The sequence below is a fragment of the Hymenobacter translucens genome, from assembly GCF_020685205.1.
Classification (GTDB): domain Bacteria; phylum Bacteroidota; class Bacteroidia; order Cytophagales; family Hymenobacteraceae; genus Hymenobacter; species Hymenobacter translucens.
Genome location: NZ_JAJERB010000004.1, coordinates 376,797 through 401,208, shown reverse-complemented (window position 1 = coordinate 401,208; position 24,412 = coordinate 376,797). Strand labels below are relative to the sequence as shown.

Genomic DNA, 24,412 nt, shown 5'->3' with positions numbered 1-24,412 from the left:
AACGAACAACTGGCAACTAAAACCCTCCATGAAACCCGCCGCGCCGCCCGTATTCGCCATTACCGCGTTTCCCAAGCCCCGGCAGGCGCGGCGGCCCTACTACATCGAGCGGCTTGAAACCCACGTGGCGCGGTTTCCCGGCGTCAGCGTGCCCCACGCCCACGACTTCTACCTGCTGCTGTACATTCCCGAAGGCCACGGCACCCATACCATCGACCTGCTGCCCTACGAAATCCGGCCCGGCAGCCTGTTTTTCATGACGCCGGGGCAGGTACACAGCTGGGAACTGTCGGCCGACGTGCAAGGCTTCATCGTGTTCTTCGACGCCGACTTCTTTCTGCTGCGCTACCCCGGCAGTGTGCTCGACGAGTACCCGTTTTTCGCCAGCACCGCTCCGCCGGTACTGTACCTTCCGCCTGCTGAAACCGAGTTCAGCTGGCTGCTGGAGCGGATGCTGGCGGAAAGCACCACCCCGTTTGCCAACCAGGCCGAGGTGTTCCGCTCCTACCTGCACCTGTGCCTGGAGCTGGCCTGCCGCCACTACCCACCACACCCGGCGCAGCCGGCTTCGGCCCTGGGGCGGCAGCAGGTACGGGAGTTCGGCCGCCTGCTCAACGAGCAGTTCCGCACCCGCCGTGCCGTGGCCGACTACGCCGACCAGCTTCACCTCACCGCCAATCACCTGAATGCCGTGTGCCGCCGCCTGCTCAACAAAACGGCCAGCACCCTGATTCACGAGCGGGTAGTGGTGGAAGCCCGGCGCCTGCTGCTGCACTCGGCGCTGTCGGTGGCGGAAGTGGCCGATCAGCTGGGCTTCGACGATGCGTCCTACTTCGTGCGCTTTTTCCGCAGACACACCGGCATCACGCCCGAGGCCTACCGCCAGCATCGTTGATTTGTCCTGCATCTGCCCGCAAACAACTCGTGCGGGCGCGGGCGGAAAGGCGGAACTTTGCATCGTACCAGGCACTGGTTAGCCGGGGCTGTACGCCACCAGCCGGTCAGCAGTGGCCGAACCGGGGTCTGGTCCGTAAACTCAGTCTGCCGCCCATCGAATTTCAACGACTATGGCTCACATTCAATCTTCTGCCCTTTCGCTCCTGGCTTTGCGCTGCCCGCGCTGCCACGAAGGCAAGCTGTTTTCCTACTCTTCCCTGAACCTGACCAAGTTTGCCGAAATGCCGGGCCAGTGCCCGGTGTGCAACCAAACCTACGAGCCGGAGCCCGGCTTTTACTGGGGGGCCATGTTCGTGAGCTACGGCTTCTCGGTGGCCATCTTCCTGGGCTGCGGCCTGCTCTGTTACTACGCCTTCGGCGACCCGGCCGTGTGGGTGTACGTGCTGACGGTTACCATCGTGGTGCTGGTGACTACGCCCCTGGTGCTGCGCTACTCCCGGGCCATCATGCTTTACCTGTTCGGCGGGGTCCGCTACGACGCCACCCGGGCCGAGAAAGCCCGCATGGCCGGCGAATAAGCCCGCCTCACGCCAGCACTTGGTCGGTCACCTTGCGGATGTCGGTGCTGACTTTCTGCAGAAAGGCCAGCTGCTCGAGCAAAAGCTGGTCGTCGGGCGTGGGGCCGGGCGCCGCCGGCTGGGCTGGCAGGGCGGGTACTTTGTCGGGCAGCGGCGCGGCGGCTTCGTCGAGCTTCTGCAGGCTTTCCGCCAGGGCGGCGAGAGCCTGGTTTACGGGCCGCACGCCCTCGGGCGGCAGCCGGAGCGGCCCCGGCGCGTCAGCTCCCGGCGCGCCCATGAGCGCGGCAATGTTGGCCGACAGAATATGGTTGAGCACCACGAACTGCTGCACCGCCTCACTCTGCCGCCGCTTGCTTTCCGGCTCCGACAGCATCCGCTGAAAGGCGGCCGAGAGGTTGGCCGAGCTGACGTACACATCCTTGCGGGCTACTTTGTAGTCGGTGAGGGCGGGGCGCTGGCCGGCGAGGCCGGCCGCCAGCTGCTGCAGGTAGCGCAGGTTGGCTTTTACCACTTCGCGCATATGTACCCGCAGCTGGGTGGCTTCCCAGGTCGGGAACAGCAGGTAGCCGGCGCTGAAGGCAATGGTGCAGCCGAGGAGCGTGTCGATGACGCGCTCCTCGAGCAGGTTGAGGTAGCCGATGCCCAGGAAGCTGAACAAAATCAGAATGAAGGGCGTCATGAAGAACACCGACACAAAATAGTAGCGGCGCTGGGCGCTGTAGGAGGCCAGCATGCAGCACAGCATAAAGCCGAACTGCACGGTGGCGTTGGGCACGAACCGCAGAATCAATACGCCCACCGCGCCCCCGGCCAGAGTACCTGCTACCCGCTCGTAGTTGCGCTGCTTGGTCAGGCTGAAGCCCGGCTTGAGCATAAAGGCCACGGTCATCACAATCCAGTAGCTGTGGTGACCCAGGGGCATCAGCTTGGCCACCACGAAGCCGAGCGTACAGGCCACTGCCATGCGCAGGGCGTGCCGGAACACGTTGGAGCGTCTCGTCAGGTTGTCAGTAAGCACTTCCAGACGGTAGTCCTCGCTGCTCACGAAGCGACCCAGCTCCAGGTTCTCGAGCGTGCGGCGGGGCTTGCCGCCGGGGCCGCTGAAGTAGTGCATCACCCGCTGCACCTGCTGCTGCAGGCTGCGGATATTCACCAGAATCTTCTTCAATACCAGCGTGGGCTGGTCCTTGTCGTTTTCGGCCACGGCATCGATGCGGCGCTTGAGGCGCTCCAGCTCCCCGTTCACGTCGAGCGTGCTCGTATAGGGCCGGCCGGCATGAATGGCCAGGCCGATGGCATCGAGCTCCTCAGCCAAGAGCTTGATTAGCGCGGCAACTTCCTCCAGAATGCCGGTAGGACCGAACCGCTCCCGGATGGCCGTGTAGTCGTAGTACGTGGCCGTGATGTACTCGTAGAGGTCTACCACGTCGACGAACGCCAGTACCAGCGCCCGGCTTTTGCTGGTGGAGTCCTTCACGATTTCCCGGCTCTTGAACAACAGCTGCCGGGCAGCGTCCTGCTTCTCGTTTACCACTATCTGCTGGGCGACCACCCGGCGGTAGTCGGCGGCCAGGTCGGTGGAAACCTGGTAGAACTCGGCCTTGATGCGCAGAAAAGCCGCCACGGCATGAATGCACTCCCCCAGGGCGCGCTGGGCCGGGCGGTACGGCTGCACCCGGAAAAACAGTACGCTGGTCAGGATGTACCACAGTCCGCCCGCCGCCACCAGGGCCGCGTGCAGCAGCACCTGGGCCGGCGTTAGGGGCAGGTCCATGGTCAGAATCATGACGAGCAGGGCCGCCGAGCCCACGGCCCCGGCCCGGGTGCCGTACACCGTGAACAGCGTAAACAGGAAGCTGAAGGCCATGACCTCGACGCCCATCACCGCGTTGTGCAGGCGGGCAAAGCCGGTAATCAGCGCCACTACGACCATGCACAGCAGCCCGTAGAGCATGCCGTTGCGCTTGTGCAGCACCGGGCCCGGCAGGTCCGTTATGCTGACGCACAGCGCCCCGAGCGCCACCGTGAGACCGGTTTCGAGCTGCCCGAAGTAGGATGCCAGCAGGGCCGGCACCAGCACCACCAGCGTGATGCGGAGGCCGTCGGCAAAGTCCTGCCCAAAGAAGAAGTACTGAATACTGCGGGTGTTCTTGCCCATGTTCGCCGGAAAGTTACCTGCCTATACGTAGCCGGGCGCAGTTGTCTGTTGCTGGTTGTCAGTTGTCAGTTGTCAGTTGTCAGAATGATACGAACACCTAGCACCTGACAACTAACAACTCAGCGCAAAGACTTTTCCATCACGATAAACCGCAGGGGCTGGCGCGGAATGCCAAACCGGGGGTCGTTGGGGAACGGCTCGGTGGCGCCGGTGGGTGCGTAGCCGTGGCGCTGGTACCAGGCAATCAGCTCGGCGCGCACCGAAATAACGGTAATGGTGAGGGCCGTGCAGTGCAGGGCCCGGGCGTGGTCTTCGGAAGCGGCCAGCAGCTGCTTGCCCAGGCCCCGGTCCTGCTGGTCGGGCGCCACGGACAGCATGCCCAGGTACAGCTTGGCGTCCTGCTTTTTCAGGTACACGCAGCCCAGCAGCCGTCCTTCCTCATTTTCGGCTTTCAGAATCGTGACAGCCGGGTCAGCCAGCATCTCAGCCAGTCCCTGCTCATCCACCCGGATGCCGTCCAGCAGCTCGGCCTCGGTGGTCCAGCCCCGGCGGGAGGCGTCGCCCCGGTAGGCGCTGTTGACCAGTTGGTTCAGATGGGGAATATCGATGGCGGCGGCGGCCTGTATGCGCAAAGGTGAATTCATCGGGCAAAGCTACGCCCGGGGTCGGCACAAAATGAATTCGCGGCGGCCAGTATGGGTAGTCCATCAGGGCTCCTACTGCCAGGCTTGCAAAAGCACAATGAAATGAAGTTCTAGTGAAAATACCTGAAAGTAGGTATTGCCTACGCATCCCCGTCTCTCCAATTTTGTTGGCTTTTTCCGCTTCACGCTTCACCGTATCATATGCGACGCACTCCTACTCTAACATTTCTTCGGCGCCTGAGGCCGGGTCTGCTGGCGCTGCCGCTGCTGGGCCTGCTGGGCACCCGGGCGGCGGCCCAGACCTTCAGCGCCGTCAGCACCTACAGCACTACCGGCAACACAGGCGCCGTAGCCGCGGCCGATCTTAATGGCGATGGCCGGAAAGATCTGGTTTACACCCGCCCCGGCCAGAAGCGGGTAGGCGTGCTGCTCGGACAGTCGGGCGGCGGCTACGCTGCTCGGGTTGAGTACACTACCAGTTCATATGCCTCCGATGTCGCGCTCAACGACATTACCGGTGACGGCATTCTGGATATGGTTGTAGCGACTAACGCCCCCGCTGACGTAATCGTGGTATTCCCTGGTCTGGGCTCCGGCGGGGTCGGCAATGGCACGTTTGGAACTGCCGTCAGTTATACAACCAGCTTCAACACTTCCAATCTTCGATTCCAGCTGGCTGACGTCACGGCCGACGGCCTGCTAGACGTAGTCATTGCGCATAATAACGCGGTAGGGGTGATGCCCCGCCTGTCCTCCGGCGGGCTTGGCACAGCGGTTTCATACAATGTTGGCACAAGCGGTGTAACTGATGTTGAGGTCGGCGACGTGAATGCCGACGGCCGGCCCGATCTGGTCATTGCCAGCGGCGGGGGTGGGTTTGCAGAGGCCAGCGTACGGGTGATGCTCAAATCAGTCGGTGCCGGCTACGGCACACCTATTAAAATAACCCCTGAGGGTACCTACGCCTACAACTCAGGCGACTCTCCATCGTCGCTGGCCCTGGCTGATATCACCCGCGACGGTCTTCCTGATGTCGTCGTCGGCAACACACTGAATACGGTGGGCGTGATTCCCAACCAGGGTGCCGGCTCATTCGGCACGATGACCACCTATTTCGTAGGTGGCAGTGGAGCAGCCGGCTCCGGACAGGTTTCGGACGTGGCTGTGGGCGACGTGAACGGCGACGGCCTGGCCGACGTGGTATTCTCCATCGCCCAGCTTCATCAGGCAGGAGTGCGGCTTGGCCTCACCTCCGGTGGACTGGGCAGCCAGACGACGCTGAGCACCAGCGCCAACAGCTACCCGAGCCGGGTAATTCTGAACGATCTGAACGCGGACGGCAAGCAGGACATTGCCGTCGGCAATTACAATACCGGAACGGTGGGCGTACTGCTCAACACCACGGCCACACCTGCGCCTACGCTTGCTTCCCTAAATCCCGTCAGCGGCCCGGTGGGCAGCACTATCACGCTGAACGGTACGGCCCTCACCGGCACCACCACCATCACCTTCAGCGGCACCGCCAACCGCACTGTCACCAGCGGCTTCACGGTGGTAAACGCCACCCAGATTACGGGCGTGGTAGTGCCCTCCGGGGCCACCACCGGCAACGTGACGGCAACCACACCCGCGGGCACGAGCAACGGCGTCAGCTTCACAGTAACAGCCAGCCCTCCCACCATCGGCAGCTTCTCTCCTACCAGCGGCATCCCGGGCACGAGTGTCGTTCTCACAGGCACCCACTTCACGGACGCTACCGGGGTCAGCTTTAACGGCACTGCCGCTACCAGCTACACCGTGAACTCAGCTACTCAGATTACGGCCTCTGTTCCTGCTGGCGCTACTTCGGGCCCTATCAGCGTGACTACACCCGGCGGCACCGCTACTAGTACCGGCAGCTTCACCGTCCTAACCGCGGGCCCGACCAGCACCTATTCGTTTACGGCTTCGCCCCAGACTTATACCGTACCGGCCGGCGTAACCCGCCTGCAGGTTCAGGCTAACGGTGCCGGCATCCCCGGCGGCACCGCCGTTATGAACGGCGGCCAGGGCGCACTCGTCACGGCCAGCATCACCGTAGTACCCGGCGAGGTTCTCACCATCGTGGCCGGTGGAAGTGCCCAGATGGGCAACCAGTTCTCGCCCGGCACAGGCGGCTACAACGGCGGTGGCGATGGGGGGGCTAGGTCGCCCGGCTCAGGTTCCAACCACGGTGGGGCCGGGGCTGGCGCTACCGATATTCGTCGTATCCCCGGCGCAACCACCGCCAGCCCGCTGGCCGGTGGTACGCTGCCCAGTACCTTATCCCGACGCCTGGTTACTGCCGGCGGCGCGGGCGGCGGGGGCGCCAATGCCGGAACGGCGGGCTTCACCGGCACCGAGTGGGGACAGCCGGGTACTACATCGGCAGGGGGCAATGGCGGCTGGTTCAGCGGCCAACCCGCTGTAACAGGCGGGACGGGTTCCCTGGGCCAGGGCGGTAACGGCGGCAATGCTACCAATGGCGGCGGCGGCTACGGCGGCGGCGGCGGCTACTACGGCGGTGGCGGCGGAGCAGGAGGAGCCAGCAGCTTCCAGTTCTGGGGCGGCGGCGGCGGCGGTTCCAGCTACGTAGAGCCCGCGGCCGTCACAGCCGGCACCACGCCGACGTATGGACTCAGGAATACCGGCAACGGCAGCGTGATGCTGACGCCTGTGTTTGTCAGCCCTGCTATCTCCTCGTTTACGCCCTCGATTGGGCCGGTAGGCACCAGCGTCACAATCAGCGGCAGCGACTTCGCCGGGGCTACGTCGGTGGCCTTCAACGGGACCAGCGCCAGCTTCACGGTCAACTCGGCCGGCACCCAGATTACGACCTCGGTTCCCTCGGGCGCTACCTCCGGCACCATCAGCGTGACCACCCCGGGCGGCACGGCTACCAGCAGCGCCAGCTTTACAGTGCTGGCCACGGGCCCGTCCACTACTTTCAGCTTCACCGGCGGGCCGCAGACCTACACCGTGCCGGCCGGCATGACACGCCTGCAGGTAACGGCCCAGGGCTCGGGCTTTATGAGCGGCCGCGGCGGCCTTGTCAATACCCTCATAAACGTTACTCCCGGCGAAGTACTCACAGTGGTCGTCGGGGGTCCGGGGGGCCAGGCCTTTGCCTCCCCTCCGTTCGCCCCCGGTGCGGGTGGCTATAATGGCGGCGGTCAGGGTGGCAACACCAACAGCAGCCGGATTGGTGGCAATGGCGGGTGCGGCGCTACCGACCTGCGTCGCATCACGGGCGCCACAAGCGCCGCTCCTTTCGGCAGCGGAACGCTGACCAGCACCTTCGGCCAGCGCCTGGTTATAGCCGGTGGTGGCGGGGCTCCCGGCTCTAACGCCGGGGAAGATGGAACCGGCGGCTCGGCCGGAGGCCGGGCGGGCACTACCACGGCCGGTGGCGCCGGCGGCATTGCCCCTATTTTTATGTACGGCAACGGCGACACGGGCTCAGCCGGCCTCGGCGGTACCGGCGGCTTTGGTGAAATCGGCGGCCACGGCGGTGGCGGCGGCTACTTCGGTGGCGGCGGTGGCGGCGGAGGTGGCGGCGCTACTCCTTCCGGCGGCGGGGGCGGCGGCTCCAGCTACGTCGTGCCCACGGCGCTTTCCAGTGGCAGCACCCCTAGCTATGCCCTGGCTACATCGGCTTCCAGCAGCCTGCTGATTACCCCGGTGGCAGCCCCGGCTCCTACTATCACGAGCTTCTCGCCCAACATCGGGCCAGTCGGGACCAGTGTCACCATCAACGGCACCGACTTCGGCGGCGCTTCGGCGGTAGCATTCAACGGTACCAGCGCCAGCTTCACCGTGAATGCCGCCGGCACCCAGATCACGACGAGTGTACCGGTCGGTGCCCAATCGGGGTCTATCACGGTGACGACCCCGGGCGGTACGGCGACGAGCAGCGGCAACTTCACCGTGACCGTAGTCAGCCCGACCATCACCAGCCTTAGCCCTTCCAGCGGGCCGGTAGGTACCAGCGTCACAATTTCAGGGTCCAACCTCAGTGGTGCCACCTCGGTTAGCTTCAATGGGACGGCCCAGACGATCTTTACCAGCAACTCGGCCTCGCAACTGGTTCTCAATGTCCCGACCGGCGCTACCACCGGTTCGGTTACGGTAACCACTCCCGGCGGCAGCAGCGGCGGACTCACCTTTACCGTGACTGCCCCGGCCCCGGCTATCAGCAGCTTCAGCCCCGCCAGCGGCCCGGTAGGCAGCAATGTCATCATCAGCGGCAGCAACTTCACCGGCGCTACCGCCGTGACGTTCAACGGCACCGGCGCGACCATCTTTACGGTTAACGGCACCGGCACTGAGATTACGGTCACCGTGCCGTCGGGTGCTTCCACCGGCCTGATTCGGGTAACCACGCCCGGCGGCACAGGCACTTCCGGCAACTCGTTCCAGGTGCTTGCCAATCCGGTTATCACCTCCTTCAGCCCGGCCAGTGGTCCGGCCGGCACATCGGTCGTCATCACCGGCAGCAACTTCGTCGGGGTGCAGTTCGTCACCTTCAATCAGGCCTCGAGCACGGCCAGTTTTACGGTTAACTCCCCCACGCAGATTACGGCTATCGTACCGGCCGGCGCCACTACGGGTCCGATCGGGGTGAATAACGGCGGTGCCACGGCCTTCAGCAGTACGCCCTTCACCGTTACGGCAAGCGCGCCGACCATTAGTGGCTTCACCCCCGGCAGCGGGCCAGCGGGCACCAGCGTCACGATAAGCGGCACGAACCTGACGGGTACCACAGCAGTAGCGTTCAATGGCACTGCTGCTCCCGGCTTCACGGTAAACTCGGCTACGCAGATCACCGTGAGCGTACCTACGGGAGCTACCAGCGGCACGATCAGCGTGACGACGCCCAGCGGCACGGCCACCAGCAGCCAGAGTTTCTCGGTCACGGCCGGTGACCTGACGGTGACCAGTGCCCAGATTATCACCGGCGGCTCCTACAACAACGTGACCATCACGTCGTCCGGTGCACTTCGGCTGGATGGCCCGCTTTCCGTAGCTGGTTCGTTCACGGTGCAGTCTGGCGGGCAGCTGGTTACCAACTGCCAGCCCATCACCGGCGCCGGCTCGTTTACGCTACAGTCCGGCGCCCAGCTTAGTATCTGCGACGCGGGCGGCATCACCGCTTCGGGCAACGCCGGGGCTGTTCAGCTCAGTGGTTTCCGTTCGTTCAGCCCGGATGCTTATTACACCTACACCGGGGCCACCGCCCAGGTAACGGGCAACGGTCTGCCCGCGCAGGTTCGTAGCCTGACCAAGCTCAACGCCAGCCTGCTCACGCTGAGCCAGGCGCTGAGCGTGCGCGAGTCGCTCATTATTGCCGGCTCGGGTAATGTGGACCTGGGCGGTCAGACGCTGACGCTGCTTAGTGATGCCACGGGCACGGCGCTGGTCGTCAACAACCTGACGGGTGTCGTGACTGGTGGCACTGCGGTTGTGCAGCGCTACATCAGCCCTACGCTGAACCCGGGCCTGGGCTACCGCCACTTCTCTTCGCCGGTCGCAAACTCGACGGTAGCGGACCTGAGCACAGCTGCCTTTACTCCCGTGGTGAACGGAGCCTATAACACGTCCCGCACCCCGGGGACGGAAAGCTCCTTCCCCACGGTGTTCGGCTACGAGCAGACCCGGGTGCGCACCGCCCTGAACAACCTGTCGGCCTTTGACAAAGGCTGGTTCTCGCCGGCTTCTCTTTCTGATGCATTAGTCGTGGGCCGGGGCTACACGGTGAACCTGGGTGCTTCCCAGACCGTGGACTTCGTCGGCACGCTCAACTCGGGCACGTACGCTATGTCGCTGGCCCGCAATGGTGACACGACCCGCAATGCCGCCGCTGCCGGCTGGCACTTGGTGGGCAACCCCTACCCGGCTCCCATCGACTGGAACCTGGTGGGCCTGGCTGACCGCACCGGTCTGACCGGGACCATGTACGTGTTCGAAAGCCGCGACACCTACACCGGCTCGTACCGTTCCTACATCAACGGCATGGGTTCGGGCGGCCCGCTGATTGCCAGCGGCCAGGGCTTCTTCGTGCGGGTAGCTCCGGGTCAAACCACTGGTACCCTCACGCTGCGCAACGGCCACCGTGTGACCAGCTACGCCGATCAAGCTACGTTCCGCCGCTCTGCCCCCGACACTCGTCCCCGCCTGCAACTGCAGCTGCAAAGCGGCAGCAGTCAGGATGCGCTGTTCGTGTATGTGGAAGCTGGTGCCACCGCCGGTCTCGACAATGGCTTTGATGCCGAGAAGCTGCGCAACACAACGAGCCTGAACCTCTCGGCCATGGCCAGCACCGGGCAGAGCCTCTCGATTCAGGGCCTGGCTGAGCTGGGCAACCAGGCAACGGTGGTACCGCTGACGGTGCAGGTGCCGCTGGCTGGTCAGTACACGCTGGCTGTGGCCGAGCTGCTGAACCTGGCCGCCGGCACGACCGTGACCCTGCGCGACGATCTGCTGGGCACGAGCACGCTGCTGACCGGCACGACGCGCTACAGCTTCCAGACGACGGGCACTACGGCCAACGGGCGCTTCTACCTGGAGCTGCGCAGCACCGGGGCCCTGTCGACGGCCTCGCAGGTGCTGAGCCAGCAGGTGCAGCTGTATCCGAACCCGGCCCACGGCCAGTTCCGGGTCCTGCTGCCGGCCAGTGCCGCTTCGGCTCAGCTGACCCTGCTCAACGCCCTGGGCCAGACGGTGCGCACCCTGAACGCCACCGGCACCAGCACCCTCGTGGATGCTTCGGGCCTGGCGCAAGGCGTGTACACGCTGCGCGTGCAGGCTGGTGCGGCTACGGCTACCAAGCGTGTGGTCATCGAATAAGGTCAAAGCCCGCTCCCGTCGCAGGAGCGGGCTTTACCTGCTTTTTCACCCTGAAAGCGGACTGTTATGAAGCAACTCTTTGCCTTTCTGCCCGGCGTCGCCCTGCTGGCGCTGCTCCTGCTGGTTCCGATGACCTCCCAGGCCCAGGACCCGGACTCAGGAGGTCCGACTCCGACGCCCTCCACGCCTACCTCGGTGCCCATTGACGGAGGAGCGTCCGTGCTGCTGGCCGGGGGCGTCGTTTACGCGCTGAACCGCCTACGCAAACGCCGCTAGCCGGTCGCCCACCTAAACCGGGGCAGTTTTCGGAGTCTTGGGCCCGGAAGCTGCCCCGGTTTTTTATGACCCGACCAAGCAGTGCGCGCCGGTAAAGCTACTTCGATGGGCTGGCGACCAAGACAAAAGCGAGTTGGAAGTCGTTGCGGATGGCGTAGCTGCCCAGGTTCTGAAAAAAGGAGCTGGAGTTGTAGTTGACGCTAAACCGGGTTCGGTCGATGGTAGCGGTGCCGTGCACCCGCAGCGAGCCGCCCTGCCGGGTTACCGATACCGGAAAACGAATGGCCCGGGTGATGCCCTTCACGGTAAGGAAGCCCCGCGCTTCGCCGTTCACCACTTCATTCAGCTTAAACACCGCCGAGGGGAAACGCACGACGTCGAAAAAGTCGGCATTGCGCAGGTGCTCCTGCAGCTTCTCCTCGGCGTGGGTGATGGTGGTCATATCAAACTCAAAGTACCCCCGCCGCAGCCGACGGCCGTCGTAGGTAAAGGAGCCGCGCCGGAGCAGCAGGGTGCCGAACGGAGCCCAGGTGCCGGTTTCGGCATACCCGGTCCAGGTGAGGCGGGAGGCGGCCGGGCTAACCTGGTAAACAGCAGGGGCAGGCGCGGAGCGAAAAGCCAGCAGCAGGCTGGCAAACAGAAGCAGGCTCAAGGGGTTCATGGCATGAACAGTAAAGCAGGCAGCGGCATACCCTGTGGGCTAGCGCACGGTGGACTCGGTTTCAATCAGCCCCATTCCCTTGTAGAGCTTGCCAGCCTTGTCTTTGGCCAGAATATACCAGAGGGCATCCCCGCCGTAAAGGCTTTGGGCGCTGCTGGCATAGCGGTAGTTTTTAGCGAAGGTGTAGGTGACACCCGGGCGGAGCCGACCTCCGGGGCAGTTGAACAGCTCGGCAAACTCGGTTGGCGTTTCCCGCATGTTGGCCTGCCAGCCCGCGGCGCTGTACCAGATAAAGCTGCCGCACTCCACCACCTCCAGCTCCTCCCCCGCTTCGGAGCGAATCATGGTCTGGTGCTTCCACACGTACTGCCCGGGCTTGTCGGGGTCGGCTACGGGATAGTTCGGATTCGGCGTGTGCCAGAGCAAGAGGCCCACCGGCACCTGCCGCAGCTTGTCGGGCAGGGCGCGGGTGTGGTCGGTCCAGGCAGCGGTCTGGGCCTGGCTGACAACTGAGGTAGCCGGCAGCAGGGCCAGCAGGAGCAAGCTTTTTTTCATGGCCGTAGTCGGTTGGGAGTACGGGCCAAAGGTGGGCGAGCCGCCGGGTGTCCGCGCCCCGGATCCGGTTCCGGGACGTCCCGAATCATGATCCGGGCCCTGCTGCCGACAGCTAGCGCGGACGGTAGTCGCTCGGGGCCAGGCCGGTAAACTGCTTGAAAATGCGGTTGAACGTGGTTTTGGAGTTGAACCCGCACTCAAAAGCAATACCCAGCAGCGTGAGGCGGGCCACGTCGGCCGGATTGGCGAGGCGGCGCTTTACGGCCTCTACCCGGTAGCCGTTTACCACATCGTTGAACGGCAGCCCAAAGCCTTTATTCACGGTAAATGAAATCAGCCGGGAGGCCAGCCCCGTGTGGGCCGACAGCTCGGCCAGGGTCAGCGTCGGGTTGAGGTACAGCTGCTCGTCTTCCAGAGCACGCCGGATCCTGGCCAGCACGGCCGGGTCCACGGCAGCTTCCCGGGGAGCGGTCGGCGCTGCGGTGGTCGTGCCGGCCTCCGCGGGATTCGGCGGGACGAGAGGTACGGCAAGCGCCCCGGATGCGGCTTCGGGCGCAAAGCTGACGGCCCGCATGTCGGCCTGCCGGAGCCCGACGCTCCCGATCAGCAGCACCACGCCCCCGAGCAGCCAGGTAGAGTAGTCATACGCGTAGTACACGTTGTAAAGCTCCCGAAGCAGCACTTCCACCAGCCACTGGGCGCTGACCAGGGCCAGCACCCCGAGCAGCACGCGCAGCCACGTGAGCCGCAGCTGGGAGGTTTCCGAGAAGTTATCGGGCAGCCACTGCTGGTAGCGGCGCAGCAGGCGCAGGCTTAACGCCAGGTAAACGATGAGCGACAACCAGGTGCCGATAAACTCAATGCGGTAGGTGTAGGGCCGGTGCACGTTTTCCCAGAACCATAGCCGGAACGAATACGGCTGGAGGCACAGCCACAGGTAGAGCCCGGCCTGAAGCAGCACCGGCCCGAAATGCCAGAAGTGCCGCTGCTCGAGTTGGAAGTCGTGGTTTACCAGGCTCTGCACGTAGAAGTACAGCAGGGGCCGAAGGCAAACGAGTAATAGATGGGCAGGAAGTACCAGTCGGGGTTCTGCCCGTAGATGCCGGCCACCCGGAAAAACCCGTCGAGCACCCACAGGGCAATAACCAGCAGCAGCAACGCCAGAAACCGGTTCGGCAGGCGGTTGTACGGGGCCAGCCACAAGAGCCCGGCCGCAAATACGGCCTGGGCCAGGACGGCAAAAAGCACTACCACATCGGGCGTCACGGCAACCTGCATACCGCAAATAACCACTTTTACCCGGTCGGGTTTTATGCTTTCCGGCCGGAACGCCCCGGCCCGCCGAAAGCCGGCCAGTCTGACGAAACCAGCTTCTGCTTAACCCTTACTGCCGGATCAGGCTTTTCACCTGGCAGCAGCACCAAGCCGCTGCTCCGGCCTCACGCCGCTACCACGCGGCAACCGCCCCCCGCCTCTATCCGCCGGGCGTCGTTCCGTACAAGAGCACATGAAGCCCCTGATTCTGGAATGGCTGCGCCGCTACCTGCCCGCCGAGCTGCTCTCGGCGGCAGCCACCCTGGCGGGGGCGCTGCTGGCGTTTCGCAGCACCCACAGTGGCGTCGCGGCGGCCCTGGCCGCCACCTGGGCCGGCAACGTGGTGTACTTTGGCTACCTGCTGCTGCTCGATGCCCGCCTAGCTTACCGGCAGCGCCGGGCCCTGGGCCGCCCTTACACGGTGAAAACCTTTGCCCGCAATGTCCGGGCCCTGGCCGTGGAGTTTGGCCTGGCCGAGCTGGCCGACAGCTTTCTGATTCGCCCGGCGCTGATGTACTACCTGCCGCGGTGGCTCGGCTCCCTGGCCGGCGGCATTCTGCTGGCCAAGCTCCTGGCCGACATCAGCTTTTACATCCCGGCCATTGTGGGCTACGAGCTCAGCAAAAAGCGTTTTCGGGACTTCCGCTGACGTCGCGGCAGCTACCCCTGACCGAACAGCTGCCGGGTCAGCCAGGCGACCAGGTCCCGGTCCACCTGCTCCCGGCACTCGTCGAGGCCGTGGCGGCAGCCGGGGTAGAGCAGCAGCTCCCGGGGCTCCCGGGCCCGGCGGTAGATGTCTTCGGAACAACGGTGAGCCAGGATTTCGTCGTCGGTGCCGTGGATCAGCAGCAGGGGCCGGGGGCTGACCTGCGGGGCCAGGTCGGTGCCGTAGGTCTGGCTGCTCATCGGCACCACGGCTTTCACTTCTTCGCTTAACGCCCCGGCGGCAATGACGACGGCCCCGCCGAACGAGTGCCCGACCAGTGCCACGGCCGGGTGGCCGCGCTGCTGCACCAGGTACTGCACGGCCAGCAGGGTATCCAGCACGCAGTCTTCGAGGTAGTTGGGGCGGCGGTAGTGCAGACGGAGCGAGGCCGCGCCCCGGCCGCTGAGCTGCCCGGCCAGGCGCGGGTACATGCCCCCGGCCGGGCCGTCGAGGCCGCCTCCCGACCCGCCCACCCAGATCACCGCCGGGGTGCCGGCCGGGGCCGGGTGGTAGCGGGCCGGCATATCCCCGCCGTTGGTGTGCAGGGTCAGCTCCTCTACGCCCTCAGCAGTTCCGTGGTGGGTGACGGATTCAAGGACAAACTCGACCTGCTCAGGTTTCGATTTCCGGCTCATAGGAGTCTTGACTCTAGGTAGAACGGCCTTTGTATACTCCCACGCCGGATTTTTGATATTGCCGGGCTTGGCTTATCCAGGTAGAAAATCTGCCCCCTGCCTGCTTCCGAACAGATTCTCAGGCCGGCTTTATTTTCAGAGGCGCACAAAAAAAGCCCCCGACCAGCGGGGGCTTTTCCTAGGTAAGTCAGGCGGAAGGCTAGAAGCGGCGGTTCACGCAGTTCAGGTCTTCGAAGGCCTGCTTAAGGCGGGTAACAAAGGTGTCCTCACCCTTGCGCAGCCATACGCGCGGGTCGTAGTACTTCTTGTTGGGGGAGTCGGCGCCGGTGGGGTTGCCGATCTGGCCCTGCAGGAAGCCTTCGTTTTTCACGTAGTAGTCCTTGATACCTTCCCAGAACGCCCACTGCAGGTCGGTGTCGATGTTCATCTTGATGGCGCCGTAGCTGATGGCCTCGCGGATTTCCTCCTGACTCGAGCCCGAGCCGCCGTGGAAGACGAAGTCGATGGGCAGGGTTTCCTCGATGCTCAGCTTCTGACGCAGAAACTCCTGGGAGTTCTTCAGGATCTTGGGCTGCAGCTTCACGTTGCCGGGCTTGTACACGCCGTGCACGTTGCCGAAGGCGGCAGCGATGGTGAAGCGGTTGCTTACCTCGCTCAGCTGCTCGTAGGCGTAGGCCACTTCCTCGGGCTGGGTGTAGAGCTTGCTGGAGTCCACGTCGGAGTTGTCGACGCCGTCTTCCTCGCCGCCGGTCACGCCCAGCTCGATTTCCAGGGTCATGCCGATTTTGGCCATGCGCTCCAGGTAGCGCTTGCAGATTTCGATGTTTTCCTCAATCGGCTCTTCCGAGAGGTCGAGCATATGGGAGCTGTACAGGGGCTGGCCGTACTGGGCAAAGTGCTTTTCGCCGGCAGCCAGCAGGCCGTCGATCCAGGGCAGAAGCTTCTTGGCGGCGTGGTCGGTGTGCAGCACCACGGGCACCTCGTAGAGCTCGGCCATCAGGTGCACGTGCTGGGCGCCCGAGATGGCGCCGGCAATGCTGGCGCGCTGGTCGCCGTTGGCAATCGACTTGCCGGCGAAGAACTGGGCGCCCCCGTTGGAAAACTGGATCATGACCGGGGAGTTCACGGCCTTGGCGGTTTCGAGCACGGCATTCACCGTGTTGGTGCCGGTCACGTTCACGGCAGGCAGGGCGTAGGCGTTGGCCTTGGCGTGTTGGAACAAGGACTGAACTTCGTCGCTGTGCAGGACGCCGTTTCGCAGGCCGGTCAAAGTGTTTTCCATGAGGAAGGGCTTAGTAAACGAATGTGAGGAAGGTGGTGGGATGGTAAGGTGAACAGCAAGCCCTTCCCGGTTCAGCTCGGACCGGGCCGGGCCGGGAAGGACGGGTCAAAGATAAAGAAAGGACGGTGACGGAATAAGCTCCCGCCCGAAAGCCGTGCGCCCGGCCTTGTCTGCCGGGCGCCCCCCGGCCCGAAGCAGCGCAAAAAGGTGAATCGCCACTTCTTATTTCAAGCTTCCGTTGCTGGCTACTTCCCTGCGATGCGGTAAGCAGTGCCGATCCGAAAAAACTGGTAGTACAGCTCGCCGGGGCCGCCGGGCTGGGCTTCTGAGTAGTTGGTGAGGCCGTAAGAGTAGCCCAGCGAAACGCTGAGCCGACGGTAGCCGGCCGTCAGATTGAGCCGGGCGCGCACGTCCAGGGGCATGGACTCCAGCTGGCGGCTTGTGCCGTACGACGCCCCCTGCTCGGTGACCGCCTGCCCCTGCTCCCGGCTGTGAAGCAGCACGGCCAGCTCTGGTCCGGCACTTAGATCCAGCGCCACGGAGCGCAGCTGAGCGCGGTAGCCATAGAAGGGGTGCACCGTCAGAAAGTGATTCGTCAGGATCGTTCTACCCGTCGCCGCGATGCCGTCGTGCATGGTGTGGAACACGCGCCGGATGTGCACCCGGCTTTGCAGCGCCTCGTAGCCCGCCTGCACCCCTACCAGACGCTGCCGCTGGCCCACGCGCTGTACCTGTCCCGTTAGCCCGTACCCCATTGCCCACTCGCTGCCGTAGGGGTTGTAAGTGTAGACCGCCGGGCCGGTCGTCGGCTGCGACGACACGACGATGGAGGAGCGTTCGGTGGCCGAAGCACCCCGAAAAGAGCCGAAGCCCGAGTTTAAATGCACCGAAAGCTCCGTGTGCTGCCCATAACCCAGGCGAGCGGTCAGCAAAGTGAGGACGAGCAAGGTTTTCTGCATACGTACAGGAAGGGGCCGTTGGAGCCAGAAACGAAAAAGGTATGACAAACTGCCGGCCCGGCAAGGATACCGGCAAGCACGGTACGATAGGAGAGCGTCCGGGCCGCTCAACGGTTGGCAGCGCGGGCATAATTTTCCACTGGTCGCGTGCTTCCCGTCATTTCCGCCCGATATTGCCCCCACTATGCCGATTCGCGACGCCGCTGCCTTACCTTATCTGATTATCGACTTCGACAGCACCTTTACCCAGGTTGAGGGCCTCGACGAGCTGGCCGACGTGGCGCTCCAGGGGCATCCCGACCGCGAAAACGTAGTCGGGCAGATCCGGGCCCTCACCGACCGGGGCATGAGCGGGGAACTGAACTTTGCGGAATCCCTGAAGCAGCGCCTGGCCTTGCTGCCGGCCCGGCGCGAGCATCTGCCTTTGCTGGTGGAGCGGCTCAAGGGCAAGGTTTCGGAAAGCATTGTGCGCAACCGCAGCTTCTTCGAGCAGTTTCCCGGCCGGATCTATATCGTCAGCAGCGGGTTCCGGGAGTTTATCGAGCCCGTCGTGGCCGACTTCGGCATCACCTCCGAGCACGTGCTGGCCAACACCTTCACCTTCGATGCCGAGGGGCGCATCACCGGCTTCGACCCCGACAACGTGCTCAGCCGCGACGGCGGCAAGATCGAGCAGCTGCGCCGCCTCGACCTGCACGGCGACGTGTACGTGCTCGGCGACGGCTACACCGACTACCAGATCCGGGAGGCCGGACTGGCCAACCGCTTCTACGCCTTTACCGAAAACGTGACCCGCGACGCCGTGGTGGCCCGGGCCGACGAGGTGGCGCCCTCCTTCGACGAATTCCTCTATCAGAATAAGCTACCGATGACCCTCTCATACCCCAAAAACCGCATCCGCGTCCTGCTCCTTGAAAACCCCGACGCGCGTGCCGCCGAGCTGTTCCGCCAGGAAGGCTACCAGGTTGATACCGTGCCCGGGGGCCTCGACGAGGACGAGCTGGTGGAGCGCATCGAGGGCGTAAGCATCCTGGGCATCCGGAGCAAAACCCAGGTGACGCCCCGGGTGCTGGAAGCCGCCAACCGTCTGATTGCCGTGGGCGCGTTCTGCATCGGCACCAACCAGATCGACCTGACCGGCTGCATGCGGAAAGGCGTGGCCGTGTTCAACGCCCCGTTTTCCAACACCCGCTCGGTAGTGGAGCTGGCGTTGGGTGAAATCATCGTGTTGGCCCGCCGCATCCCTGAGAAGAACCCCAGGATGCACGCCGGGGAGTGGGATAAATCGGCCAGCGGCTCGTTTGAAATCCGGGGCAAGACCCTGGGCATCGTGGGCTACGGCAACATCGGCGCCCAGCTGTCGGTGGTGGCGGAAGCCGTGGGCATGAAGGTGGTGTACTTTGACGTGGCCGAGAAGCTGCAGCTGGGCAATGCCGTGAAGTGCCGCACCCTGGACGAGCTGCTGCAGCAGGCCGACGTGGTAACCCTGCACATCGACGGCCGGCCCGACAACGAGAACTTTATCGGGGCCCGGGAATTTGCCTTGATGAAGCCCGGGGCGCTGTTCCTTAACAACGCCCGCGGCCACGTGGTGGACGTGCCGGCCCTGGCTGCCGCCCTGCGCTCCGGCCACCTGGGTGGGGCGGCCATCGACGTGTTTCCCTACGAGCCCAAAACCAACCACGAAACATTTGAAAACGAGCTACGCGGCCTGCCCAACGTGCTGCTCACGCCCCACATCGGGGGCAGCACCGCCGAGGCCCAGCGCAACATCGCCGAGTTCGTGCCGGAGCGGATTATGCAGTACGTGAACACCGGCAACACCCAGCAGAGCGTCAACTTTCCCAACATCCAGCTGCCGCTGCAGCAGGCCCACCGCCTGATTCACATCCACGCCAACGTGCCCGGCGTGCTGGCCCAGATCAACAACGTGCTGGCCGCCCACCACGTCAACATCCTGGGGCAGTACCTGAAGACGAACGAGCACATCGGCTACGTCATCACCGACATCAACCGCGAGTACGACCAGGAAGTAATCCAGGCCCTGCGCGAGGTGGAGCACACGATTAAGTTTCGGGTGCTGTATTAAATCGGTTGGCAGTTGTCAGTTGTCAGTTGTTCGTTGTCAGGTCGTATTGTTACTGGCAACTGACAACAAACAACTGACAACTAAAAACATAGCAGTACATATGCTGACATTCCTCCTAACCAGCCTGCTGGCCCTGAGCAAGCCGGCTTCTGCCCCGGTGCTGCCGGCCTGGGCGCAGACGCAATGGACCGAAGCCGGCCTGGGCAGGACCTTCGACCGGGCGGCCTATGCCAAGCCCGGTTTCCTGAGCGCCGACTTCAACGGGGACGGCAAAACCGACGTAGCTATTCTGGTTTCCCGCCGGGCCACCGGCAGCCGGGGCATCGTGATGCTGCACCAGGGTGGGGCGCCGCACCAGATCCTGGGCACCGGCCGGAACACCAGCCGCGAAATGCTGCAGGGCGACCTTGCCTGGGCTGACCACTGGCGCGTGTACCGGGGCCGCACGACCGACGAGGTGCTTTTCACGCCTTCCGGCGACCTGGGCGACACCCGCACGATATACCTGAAGCGGCCTACCATCGAACTTACCAAAGAAGAACAGGGCGGCGGCATGATCTACTGGAACGGCCGGCGCTACATCTGGCTGCACCAGACCTGCTAGGCAACTTGCGGCTGAACGCTCAGCGGCAGCTTGCCGCAGCCGCCAATGCCGGCAAGCCAGGCAACTCCCGTCGGCTGGTCCCGGTCCTTGACCGGGCACGGTCTTGACCAATCAGCCTTGCCCGGGACGCTGAGCGCAACCATCCTTCTCCGGCATCTTATCCTGATCTTACGCAAATGAAAAACACGCTCCTCGCGCTGCTGCTGGCCGGGCCGTCAGCTCGACGAGGTCCTGGGCGTGTCGCTCGACACCGAGAAGGCCCGGGACAAGTGGCTGAAGGCCATCCAGGACGACCAGCTGCCCTGGACCCAGGTTTCGGACCTGAAGGACTGGCAGGCCGATGCCGCCAAGCTCTACAACGTGTAGGCCATTCCGCAAAATTTCCTGGTGGACCCCAGCGGAAAAATCGTGGCGACCAACCTACGCGGCGCCGCCCTGGGCACCACCCTGGCCAGCCTGATTTGCTAACCGACGCGGATTGCAGCTCATTTCCCATTGCCCTATCGGTCCTGGCTTTCCGCATATTGCAGCAGACTACCGCACTGCTTCCCTAACGCTCATGCATCCGCTTAACGCCCGAAGGCCCCTTCCTCAACCTGAGGAAGGGGCCTTCTTGGTAATTTGGATGAAATCAGTTGCGGGTCAGGCGCTGGGTCGTGGTGCCGGCCGCCGTGGTCAGGCGCAGGAGGTAGATGCCGGGAGCGAGAGCGGGCAGGGCAGGTAGAGTCCGGGGCACGGCGCTCAGCTCCAGCTTTTGGCTGTACACGGCCCTGCCGGTCAGGGTCAGCAGCATTACCGTGGCGGGCTGGGGGGCGTCGCCGGCGGGCAGGGCCACGTTCAGCACCTCCGCGAAGGGGTTAGGATACGCCGCGGCCGCGGCGGCAGCCCGGCCGAGCGCGACGATGGGCGAATAGGCAGTAGTGCCATCCAGGTCCACCATCCGCAGGCGGTAGTAGCGGGTCCCGGTGGCCGGGGCATCGAAGTAGGTGTAGCTGCGGGCGGCGGTGCTGTTGCCCGCGGCGGCAACCTCCCCTACAGCGCTGAACAAGGCGCCATCAGCCGAGCGCTCTACCACGAAAGCGGCGCTGTTCACTTCCTGCGCCGTGGTCCAGCGCAGTTCGTTGGCGTTGGCAGCAGCCTGCCCGGAGAAGGCCGTCAGCTTGACGGGCAGCGGGTTGGGCGCGGCAGCAGCCTGCTCGTAGCGCAGCACGGTGCCATCCGTATTGCCGATGAACAGATCCAGGATTCCATCGCCGTCGAGGTCAGCCACTGCCGGTGCCGCATAGCCGCCCACGTCCAGGTCACTGGTGCCGTTCGTTAGGTTTCCGACCAGCGTGAAATTAGTCGAGTTGATGGCTGTCTGCTCGTAGCGCTGCACGAAGCCATCCACGTTGCCGATCAGCAGATCCAGCAGACCGTCGCCATCAAAATCAATAATCTGCGGCTTGGATACTCCGTTGGCCGTTACGCCCGAGTCAATAACGTTCGTACCGTTCGTGGTGAGGTTGCCAATCAGCGTAAAGGAGCCCGAGTTAGCAGCCGTCTGCTCGTAGCGCAGAATGCGGCCCGATTCTCCCCCTACCAGCATATCCAGCAGGCCATTGCCGTCGATGTCAGCTATCGTAGGCTTTACATACTGGCCCAGGCCCGTGCCAGAGGCCACCGTTGTTGCCGTCGTGATAGCACCAAAGGCGTTGAACTGGGTGGAACCGGCGGCAGTCTGCTCGAAGCGCAGCACCGTGCCCGTCCCCTCCCCTACCAGCAGGTCCAGCAAGCCATCCCCGTCCAGGTCCGTCACGGTAGGCTTGGCGAAATTGCCTACATCCAGAGTCCCAAAAGTCGTTGGCGCACTGGTCGTGTTAGCCGTGAGCGTTGTGCCGGGCGTGATAAAGCCCGGGTAATTGGCATTGCCCACCGGGTACTGCTCGTAGCGAATGATGGTTCCGGCATCGGTGCCCACCAGCATATCTACCAGACCGTCGCCATCAAGGTCGGTGGCAGTGGGCGTGGAATACGCGCCGATATCGATAGAGTTAACCGAGCCCGTGCCTACCTGCGAAGCCGTGCTGCCCGACGACGCGCGCTGCACCAGAAACCGCGGCGTGCTGAGCGCCGTGCCACCGGGCGTGGTCACCCGTACCCTGCCGCTGTTGGCCGCTACCGGTACCGTAACCGTAACCGTGGTGGCGGTGCGGGCGGAAATCGGCATCGTCTGCCCGTTCAGCAGCACTGTAGACGTCAGCAGCAGGTTGGTGCCGGTAATGACGACGGTCGTTCCGCTTGGCCCAGCTGATGGGTTAAAGGGATTAACCGAGGCAATAGTGGGAGCCTGGGCCAGAACCGCAGCAGGCAGCAAGGCGCCCAGAGCGACCGTAGCTAGGATGCGGAGCGTGCGGGCCGAGAAGTAAAATGGCAACATAAAAGAGTAAGGAAAGGACTGAAAATCACACCCGGCCAATGACGCTACACAAGGCTGCGCCTCTTACATCATGGATGAGCTGGCACAAAAGTATTTTCCTGCCTTTCCGCCGGCCTCACGTTTTGCTGTCCAGCTTACTTCTCTGTTCGAACGGTATGTTTTACTAATTGAATGCTTCCGTACCCCGCACTATTCACTTTCCGCCCGCACTATGCGGGGGCTTGGCTCTTCCCGTTTCTCTTCCAAGACCGCACGGCAACCCGGGGCAAGCGGGCCGGGCATTCGGCTCACTTGCCCGGCTTTCTTACTACAGCCGCGTCCGCACCTGGCCCAGAATCCGCTGCATGGTATTGCGCACGGCCTGGTCGTCGCCAGGGATGCTGTTGTTCAGGAAGCTTACGGCCAGCAGACGGCCGCTCTTGGTGCGCACGTAGCCCGCCAGGTTGCAGGTGTTGGTCAGGGTGCCGGTCTTCCCCCAAAACCAGGTGCCGTTGGCGTCGCGGTAGCGCCGGCGCAGGGTCCCCTGCCCGCCACCGGCCGCCAGCAAGCTCAGCAGGCGCCGCTCCGGCACTTCGCGGTGCAGCAGCAGCAGCAGGCCGTTGAGGGTGCGGGGCGTGACGAGGTTGAGGCGGGAAAGGCCCGAGCCGTCCACCCAGGGCAACTTGTCGGGCAGGGAGTCGAGGAAGTGGCGCTGCGCATAGCGAATGACGCGAACGGTGCTAAGCGAGTCGCGCGGAGGGCCCAGGCGGGTGGCGCACATCAGCAGCAGCTGCTCGGCCAGAAAGTTGTCACTGACCCGCAGCATCCGGCGGTACAGCGAGTCGGCGGGCAGGCCGGTCAGCACCCGGATCGAGTCGCGCCCGGGGCGGGGCTTCCACGTGGTGCCCACCACGGCGCGGCGCAGGGTATCGCCGAGCAGGCGGAGCAGCAGGCCCCGGCTGGTGCGGAACGGAACCTCGTCCACCCATTTTTTCGGGGCGGTGAAGTAGGTGAAACGATTTTCGAGCTGCACTCGGGTTACGTGTACGTCGGGGTCATGACCCAGCCGGGCTTCGGCGTCGGCTACGCCGGCCAGGGGGGCAAACACGTGGGGCAGCACCCGCACCCGCTGCGGAGCCGGCACTCCCCTGGGCCGGGCCGGCACCGGGGCGTTGGCGTAAAAGCGCACGGTATTGCCGTAAATCGGGAAGGCCGTGCGCTCAGGCTGAAAGTAGTAGTTGAAGTCGTCCCAGCCCCAGCCCGGCCCATACACCGGCGGCGTGGCAATGGTACAATAAGCCAGCATCCGCTCGGGCCTGCGGGCCAGGAACGTGTAGGACCGGCGTGAGGGCACGTCGCCGTGCAGGAAGGTGGGGTCGCCGGTGCCCTGAAAGAAAAGCGTGTCGCCGCGGCTGAAGTAGCGCAGGCTGGGCAGGGAGTCGCCGAGCAGGCGCAGGCCGGTGTAAAAGCTGAACAGCTTCATCACGCTGGCCGGCGTGAAATACCGCGCCTCATTGAGCTCGTACAGCACTTCGCCGGTGGCGGCATCGGCAATGCTCAGGCCCACCTGGTGCTGGCGCAGGGCGGGCGCTTCATTCAACAGGGAATCAAGCCAGGGCAGCCGGGCCGGGCGAAGGGTATCGGCCGGGGCGGCCGGCTTGGCAGACTGGGCGCAGGCCAGGGGCTGGGCCATGCCCCACACGAGCAGGAGCAGAAGGTAAAGAGGACGTAGCAGCACAGCCCGCAATTTACGCAGGGAATGCGGCCTGTAGGCTTTTACATCGACTATTCT

Annotated in this window: 19 protein-coding genes; 8 read left to right on the top strand and 11 right to left on the bottom strand. The window is 64.2% G+C overall.

Annotation, left to right across the window (positions count from 1 at the left end; all coding sequences use genetic code 11):
* Positions 1-28: 28 nt before the first annotated feature.
* On the top strand, positions 29-895 hold the full coding sequence (locus LJY25_RS11860) for a helix-turn-helix transcriptional regulator (RefSeq protein ID WP_227608555.1): 867 nt from the start codon (positions 29-31) through the stop codon (positions 893-895).
* A 172-nt stretch (positions 896-1,067) separates the two neighbouring features.
* Positions 1,068-1,475, top strand: coding sequence for a DUF983 domain-containing protein (locus LJY25_RS11855; RefSeq protein WP_227608554.1), 408 nt, complete (start codon positions 1,068-1,070; stop codon positions 1,473-1,475).
* A 7-nt stretch (positions 1,476-1,482) separates the two neighbouring features.
* Here the strand turns inward: LJY25_RS11855 and LJY25_RS11850 are convergent, their stop codons facing one another.
* Together LJY25_RS11850 and LJY25_RS11845 are read right to left on the bottom strand one after the other, a co-directional pair.
* Complete coding sequence (locus LJY25_RS11850; RefSeq protein WP_227608553.1) at positions 1,483-3,633, bottom strand: FUSC family membrane protein; 2,151 nt, start codon at positions 3,631-3,633, stop codon at positions 1,483-1,485.
* A gap of 119 nt (positions 3,634-3,752) precedes the next feature.
* Entirely contained in the window at positions 3,753-4,277 is a 525-nt protein-coding gene (locus tag LJY25_RS11845) for a GNAT family N-acetyltransferase (RefSeq protein ID WP_227608552.1), read from the bottom strand.
* Positions 4,278-4,478: 201 nt separating this feature from the next.
* On the opposite strand from LJY25_RS11845, the gene LJY25_RS11840 reads away from it, so the two are divergent.
* The gene (locus tag LJY25_RS11840) at positions 4,479-11,141 is read left to right on the top strand and encodes an IPT/TIG domain-containing protein (RefSeq protein ID WP_227608551.1); all 6,663 of its coding nucleotides are present in this window, start codon (positions 4,479-4,481) and stop codon (positions 11,139-11,141) included.
* Between the two features lie 66 nt (positions 11,142-11,207).
* On the top strand, positions 11,208-11,417 hold the full coding sequence (locus tag LJY25_RS11835) for a PID-CTERM protein-sorting domain-containing protein (RefSeq protein WP_227608550.1): 210 nt from the start codon (positions 11,208-11,210) through the stop codon (positions 11,415-11,417).
* 97 nt (positions 11,418-11,514) lie between these two features.
* On the opposite strand, the gene LJY25_RS11830 is transcribed toward LJY25_RS11835, so the two are convergent.
* From LJY25_RS11830 to LJY25_RS11815, 4 genes are all read right to left on the bottom strand, one after another.
* A complete protein-coding gene (locus LJY25_RS11830) occupies positions 11,515-12,078 on the bottom strand; it encodes a YceI family protein (protein ID WP_227608549.1) in 564 nt (187 codons plus the stop codon).
* Between the two features lie 39 nt (positions 12,079-12,117).
* Positions 12,118-12,633: a hypothetical protein gene (locus LJY25_RS11825; RefSeq protein WP_227608548.1), complete on the bottom strand. Its 516-nt coding sequence runs from the start codon at positions 12,631-12,633 to the stop codon at positions 12,118-12,120.
* Between the two features lie 112 nt (positions 12,634-12,745).
* A complete protein-coding gene (locus LJY25_RS11820; RefSeq protein WP_227608547.1) occupies positions 12,746-13,657 on the bottom strand; it encodes a helix-turn-helix domain-containing protein in 912 nt (303 codons plus the stop codon).
* Complete coding sequence (locus LJY25_RS11815; protein ID WP_227608546.1) at positions 13,642-13,911, bottom strand: hypothetical protein; 270 nt, start codon at positions 13,909-13,911, stop codon at positions 13,642-13,644. Before LJY25_RS11815 ends, LJY25_RS11820 begins: the two co-directional genes overlap by 16 nt.
* Positions 13,912-14,140: 229 nt before the next feature.
* Here LJY25_RS11815 and LJY25_RS11810 point away from each other — a divergent pair, with 229 nt between their 5' ends.
* Entirely contained in the window at positions 14,141-14,596 is a 456-nt protein-coding gene (locus LJY25_RS11810) for a hypothetical protein (protein ID WP_227608545.1), read from the top strand.
* 11 nt (positions 14,597-14,607) lie between these two features.
* Here LJY25_RS11810 and LJY25_RS11805 read toward each other — a convergent pair whose 3' ends face one another.
* From LJY25_RS11805 to LJY25_RS11795, 3 genes are all read right to left on the bottom strand, one after another.
* Positions 14,608-15,288: an alpha/beta hydrolase gene (locus LJY25_RS11805; RefSeq protein ID WP_227608544.1), complete on the bottom strand. Its 681-nt coding sequence runs from the start codon at positions 15,286-15,288 to the stop codon at positions 14,608-14,610.
* A gap of 199 nt (positions 15,289-15,487) precedes the next feature.
* Positions 15,488-16,570: a class II fructose-bisphosphate aldolase gene (gene fbaA, locus LJY25_RS11800; protein WP_227608543.1), complete on the bottom strand. Its 1,083-nt coding sequence runs from the start codon at positions 16,568-16,570 to the stop codon at positions 15,488-15,490.
* A 245-nt stretch (positions 16,571-16,815) separates the two neighbouring features.
* Complete coding sequence (locus LJY25_RS11795; RefSeq protein ID WP_227608542.1) at positions 16,816-17,529, bottom strand: outer membrane beta-barrel protein; 714 nt, start codon at positions 17,527-17,529, stop codon at positions 16,816-16,818.
* Between the two features lie 184 nt (positions 17,530-17,713).
* On the opposite strand from LJY25_RS11795, the gene serA reads away from it, so the two are divergent.
* The 3 genes from serA (at position 17,714) to LJY25_RS21375 (ending at position 20,588) form a co-directional block, all read left to right on the top strand.
* Positions 17,714-19,618, top strand: a complete 1,905-nt coding sequence (serA, locus tag LJY25_RS11790; RefSeq protein WP_227608541.1) for a phosphoglycerate dehydrogenase — start codon at positions 17,714-17,716, stop codon at positions 19,616-19,618.
* A 100-nt stretch (positions 19,619-19,718) separates the two neighbouring features.
* Entirely contained in the window at positions 19,719-20,222 is a 504-nt protein-coding gene (locus LJY25_RS11785) for a hypothetical protein (protein ID WP_227608540.1), read from the top strand.
* Positions 20,223-20,459: 237 nt separating this feature from the next.
* Positions 20,460-20,588, top strand: coding sequence for a hypothetical protein (locus tag LJY25_RS21375; protein WP_317206595.1), 129 nt, complete (start codon positions 20,460-20,462; stop codon positions 20,586-20,588).
* A 265-nt stretch (positions 20,589-20,853) separates the two neighbouring features.
* Here LJY25_RS21375 and LJY25_RS11775 read toward each other — a convergent pair whose 3' ends face one another.
* Both LJY25_RS11775 and LJY25_RS11770 read right to left on the bottom strand, forming a co-directional pair.
* The gene (locus LJY25_RS11775) at positions 20,854-22,641 is read right to left on the bottom strand and encodes an FG-GAP-like repeat-containing protein (protein ID WP_227608539.1); all 1,788 of its coding nucleotides are present in this window, start codon (positions 22,639-22,641) and stop codon (positions 20,854-20,856) included.
* Positions 22,642-22,948: 307 nt separating this feature from the next.
* The gene (locus LJY25_RS11770; RefSeq protein WP_227608538.1) at positions 22,949-24,358 is read right to left on the bottom strand and encodes a D-alanyl-D-alanine carboxypeptidase; all 1,410 of its coding nucleotides are present in this window, start codon (positions 24,356-24,358) and stop codon (positions 22,949-22,951) included.
* Positions 24,359-24,412: the final 54 nt, after the last annotated feature.

What these genes read in the sequence shown, in the direction of transcription:
- LJY25_RS11835 (WP_227608550.1), top strand. Translation starts at nt 11,208, where the DNA reads ATGAAGCAACTCTTTGCCTTTCTGCCCGGCGTCGCCCTGCTGGCGCTG.
- LJY25_RS11810 (WP_227608545.1), top strand. Translation starts at nt 14,141, where the DNA reads ATGAAGCCCCTGATTCTGGAATGGCTGCGCCGCTACCTGCCCGCCGAG.
- LJY25_RS11840 (WP_227608551.1), top strand. Translation starts at nt 4,479, where the DNA reads ATGCGACGCACTCCTACTCTAACATTTCTTCGGCGCCTGAGGCCGGGT.
- LJY25_RS11850 (WP_227608553.1), bottom strand. Translation starts at nt 3,633, where the DNA reads ATGGGCAAGAACACCCGCAGTATTCAGTACTTCTTCTTTGGGCAGGAC.
- LJY25_RS11830 (WP_227608549.1), bottom strand. Translation starts at nt 12,078, where the DNA reads ATGAACCCCTTGAGCCTGCTTCTGTTTGCCAGCCTGCTGCTGGCTTTT.
- fbaA (WP_227608543.1), bottom strand. Translation starts at nt 16,570, where the DNA reads ATGGAAAACACTTTGACCGGCCTGCGAAACGGCGTCCTGCACAGCGAC.
- serA (WP_227608541.1), top strand. Translation starts at nt 17,714, where the DNA reads ATGCCGATTCGCGACGCCGCTGCCTTACCTTATCTGATTATCGACTTC.
- LJY25_RS11855 (WP_227608554.1), top strand. Translation starts at nt 1,068, where the DNA reads ATGGCTCACATTCAATCTTCTGCCCTTTCGCTCCTGGCTTTGCGCTGC.
- LJY25_RS11775 (WP_227608539.1), bottom strand. Translation starts at nt 22,641, where the DNA reads ATGTTGCCATTTTACTTCTCGGCCCGCACGCTCCGCATCCTAGCTACG.
- LJY25_RS11805 (WP_227608544.1), bottom strand. Translation starts at nt 15,288, where the DNA reads ATGAGCCGGAAATCGAAACCTGAGCAGGTCGAGTTTGTCCTTGAATCC.
- LJY25_RS11860 (WP_227608555.1), top strand. Translation starts at nt 29, where the DNA reads ATGAAACCCGCCGCGCCGCCCGTATTCGCCATTACCGCGTTTCCCAAG.
- LJY25_RS11815 (WP_227608546.1), bottom strand. Translation starts at nt 13,911, where the DNA reads ATGCAGGTTGCCGTGACGCCCGATGTGGTAGTGCTTTTTGCCGTCCTG.
- LJY25_RS11825 (WP_227608548.1), bottom strand. Translation starts at nt 12,633, where the DNA reads ATGAAAAAAAGCTTGCTCCTGCTGGCCCTGCTGCCGGCTACCTCAGTT.
- LJY25_RS11785 (WP_227608540.1), top strand. Translation starts at nt 19,719, where the DNA reads ATGCTGACATTCCTCCTAACCAGCCTGCTGGCCCTGAGCAAGCCGGCT.
- LJY25_RS11845 (WP_227608552.1), bottom strand. Translation starts at nt 4,277, where the DNA reads ATGAATTCACCTTTGCGCATACAGGCCGCCGCCGCCATCGATATTCCC.
- LJY25_RS11795 (WP_227608542.1), bottom strand. Translation starts at nt 17,529, where the DNA reads ATGCAGAAAACCTTGCTCGTCCTCACTTTGCTGACCGCTCGCCTGGGT.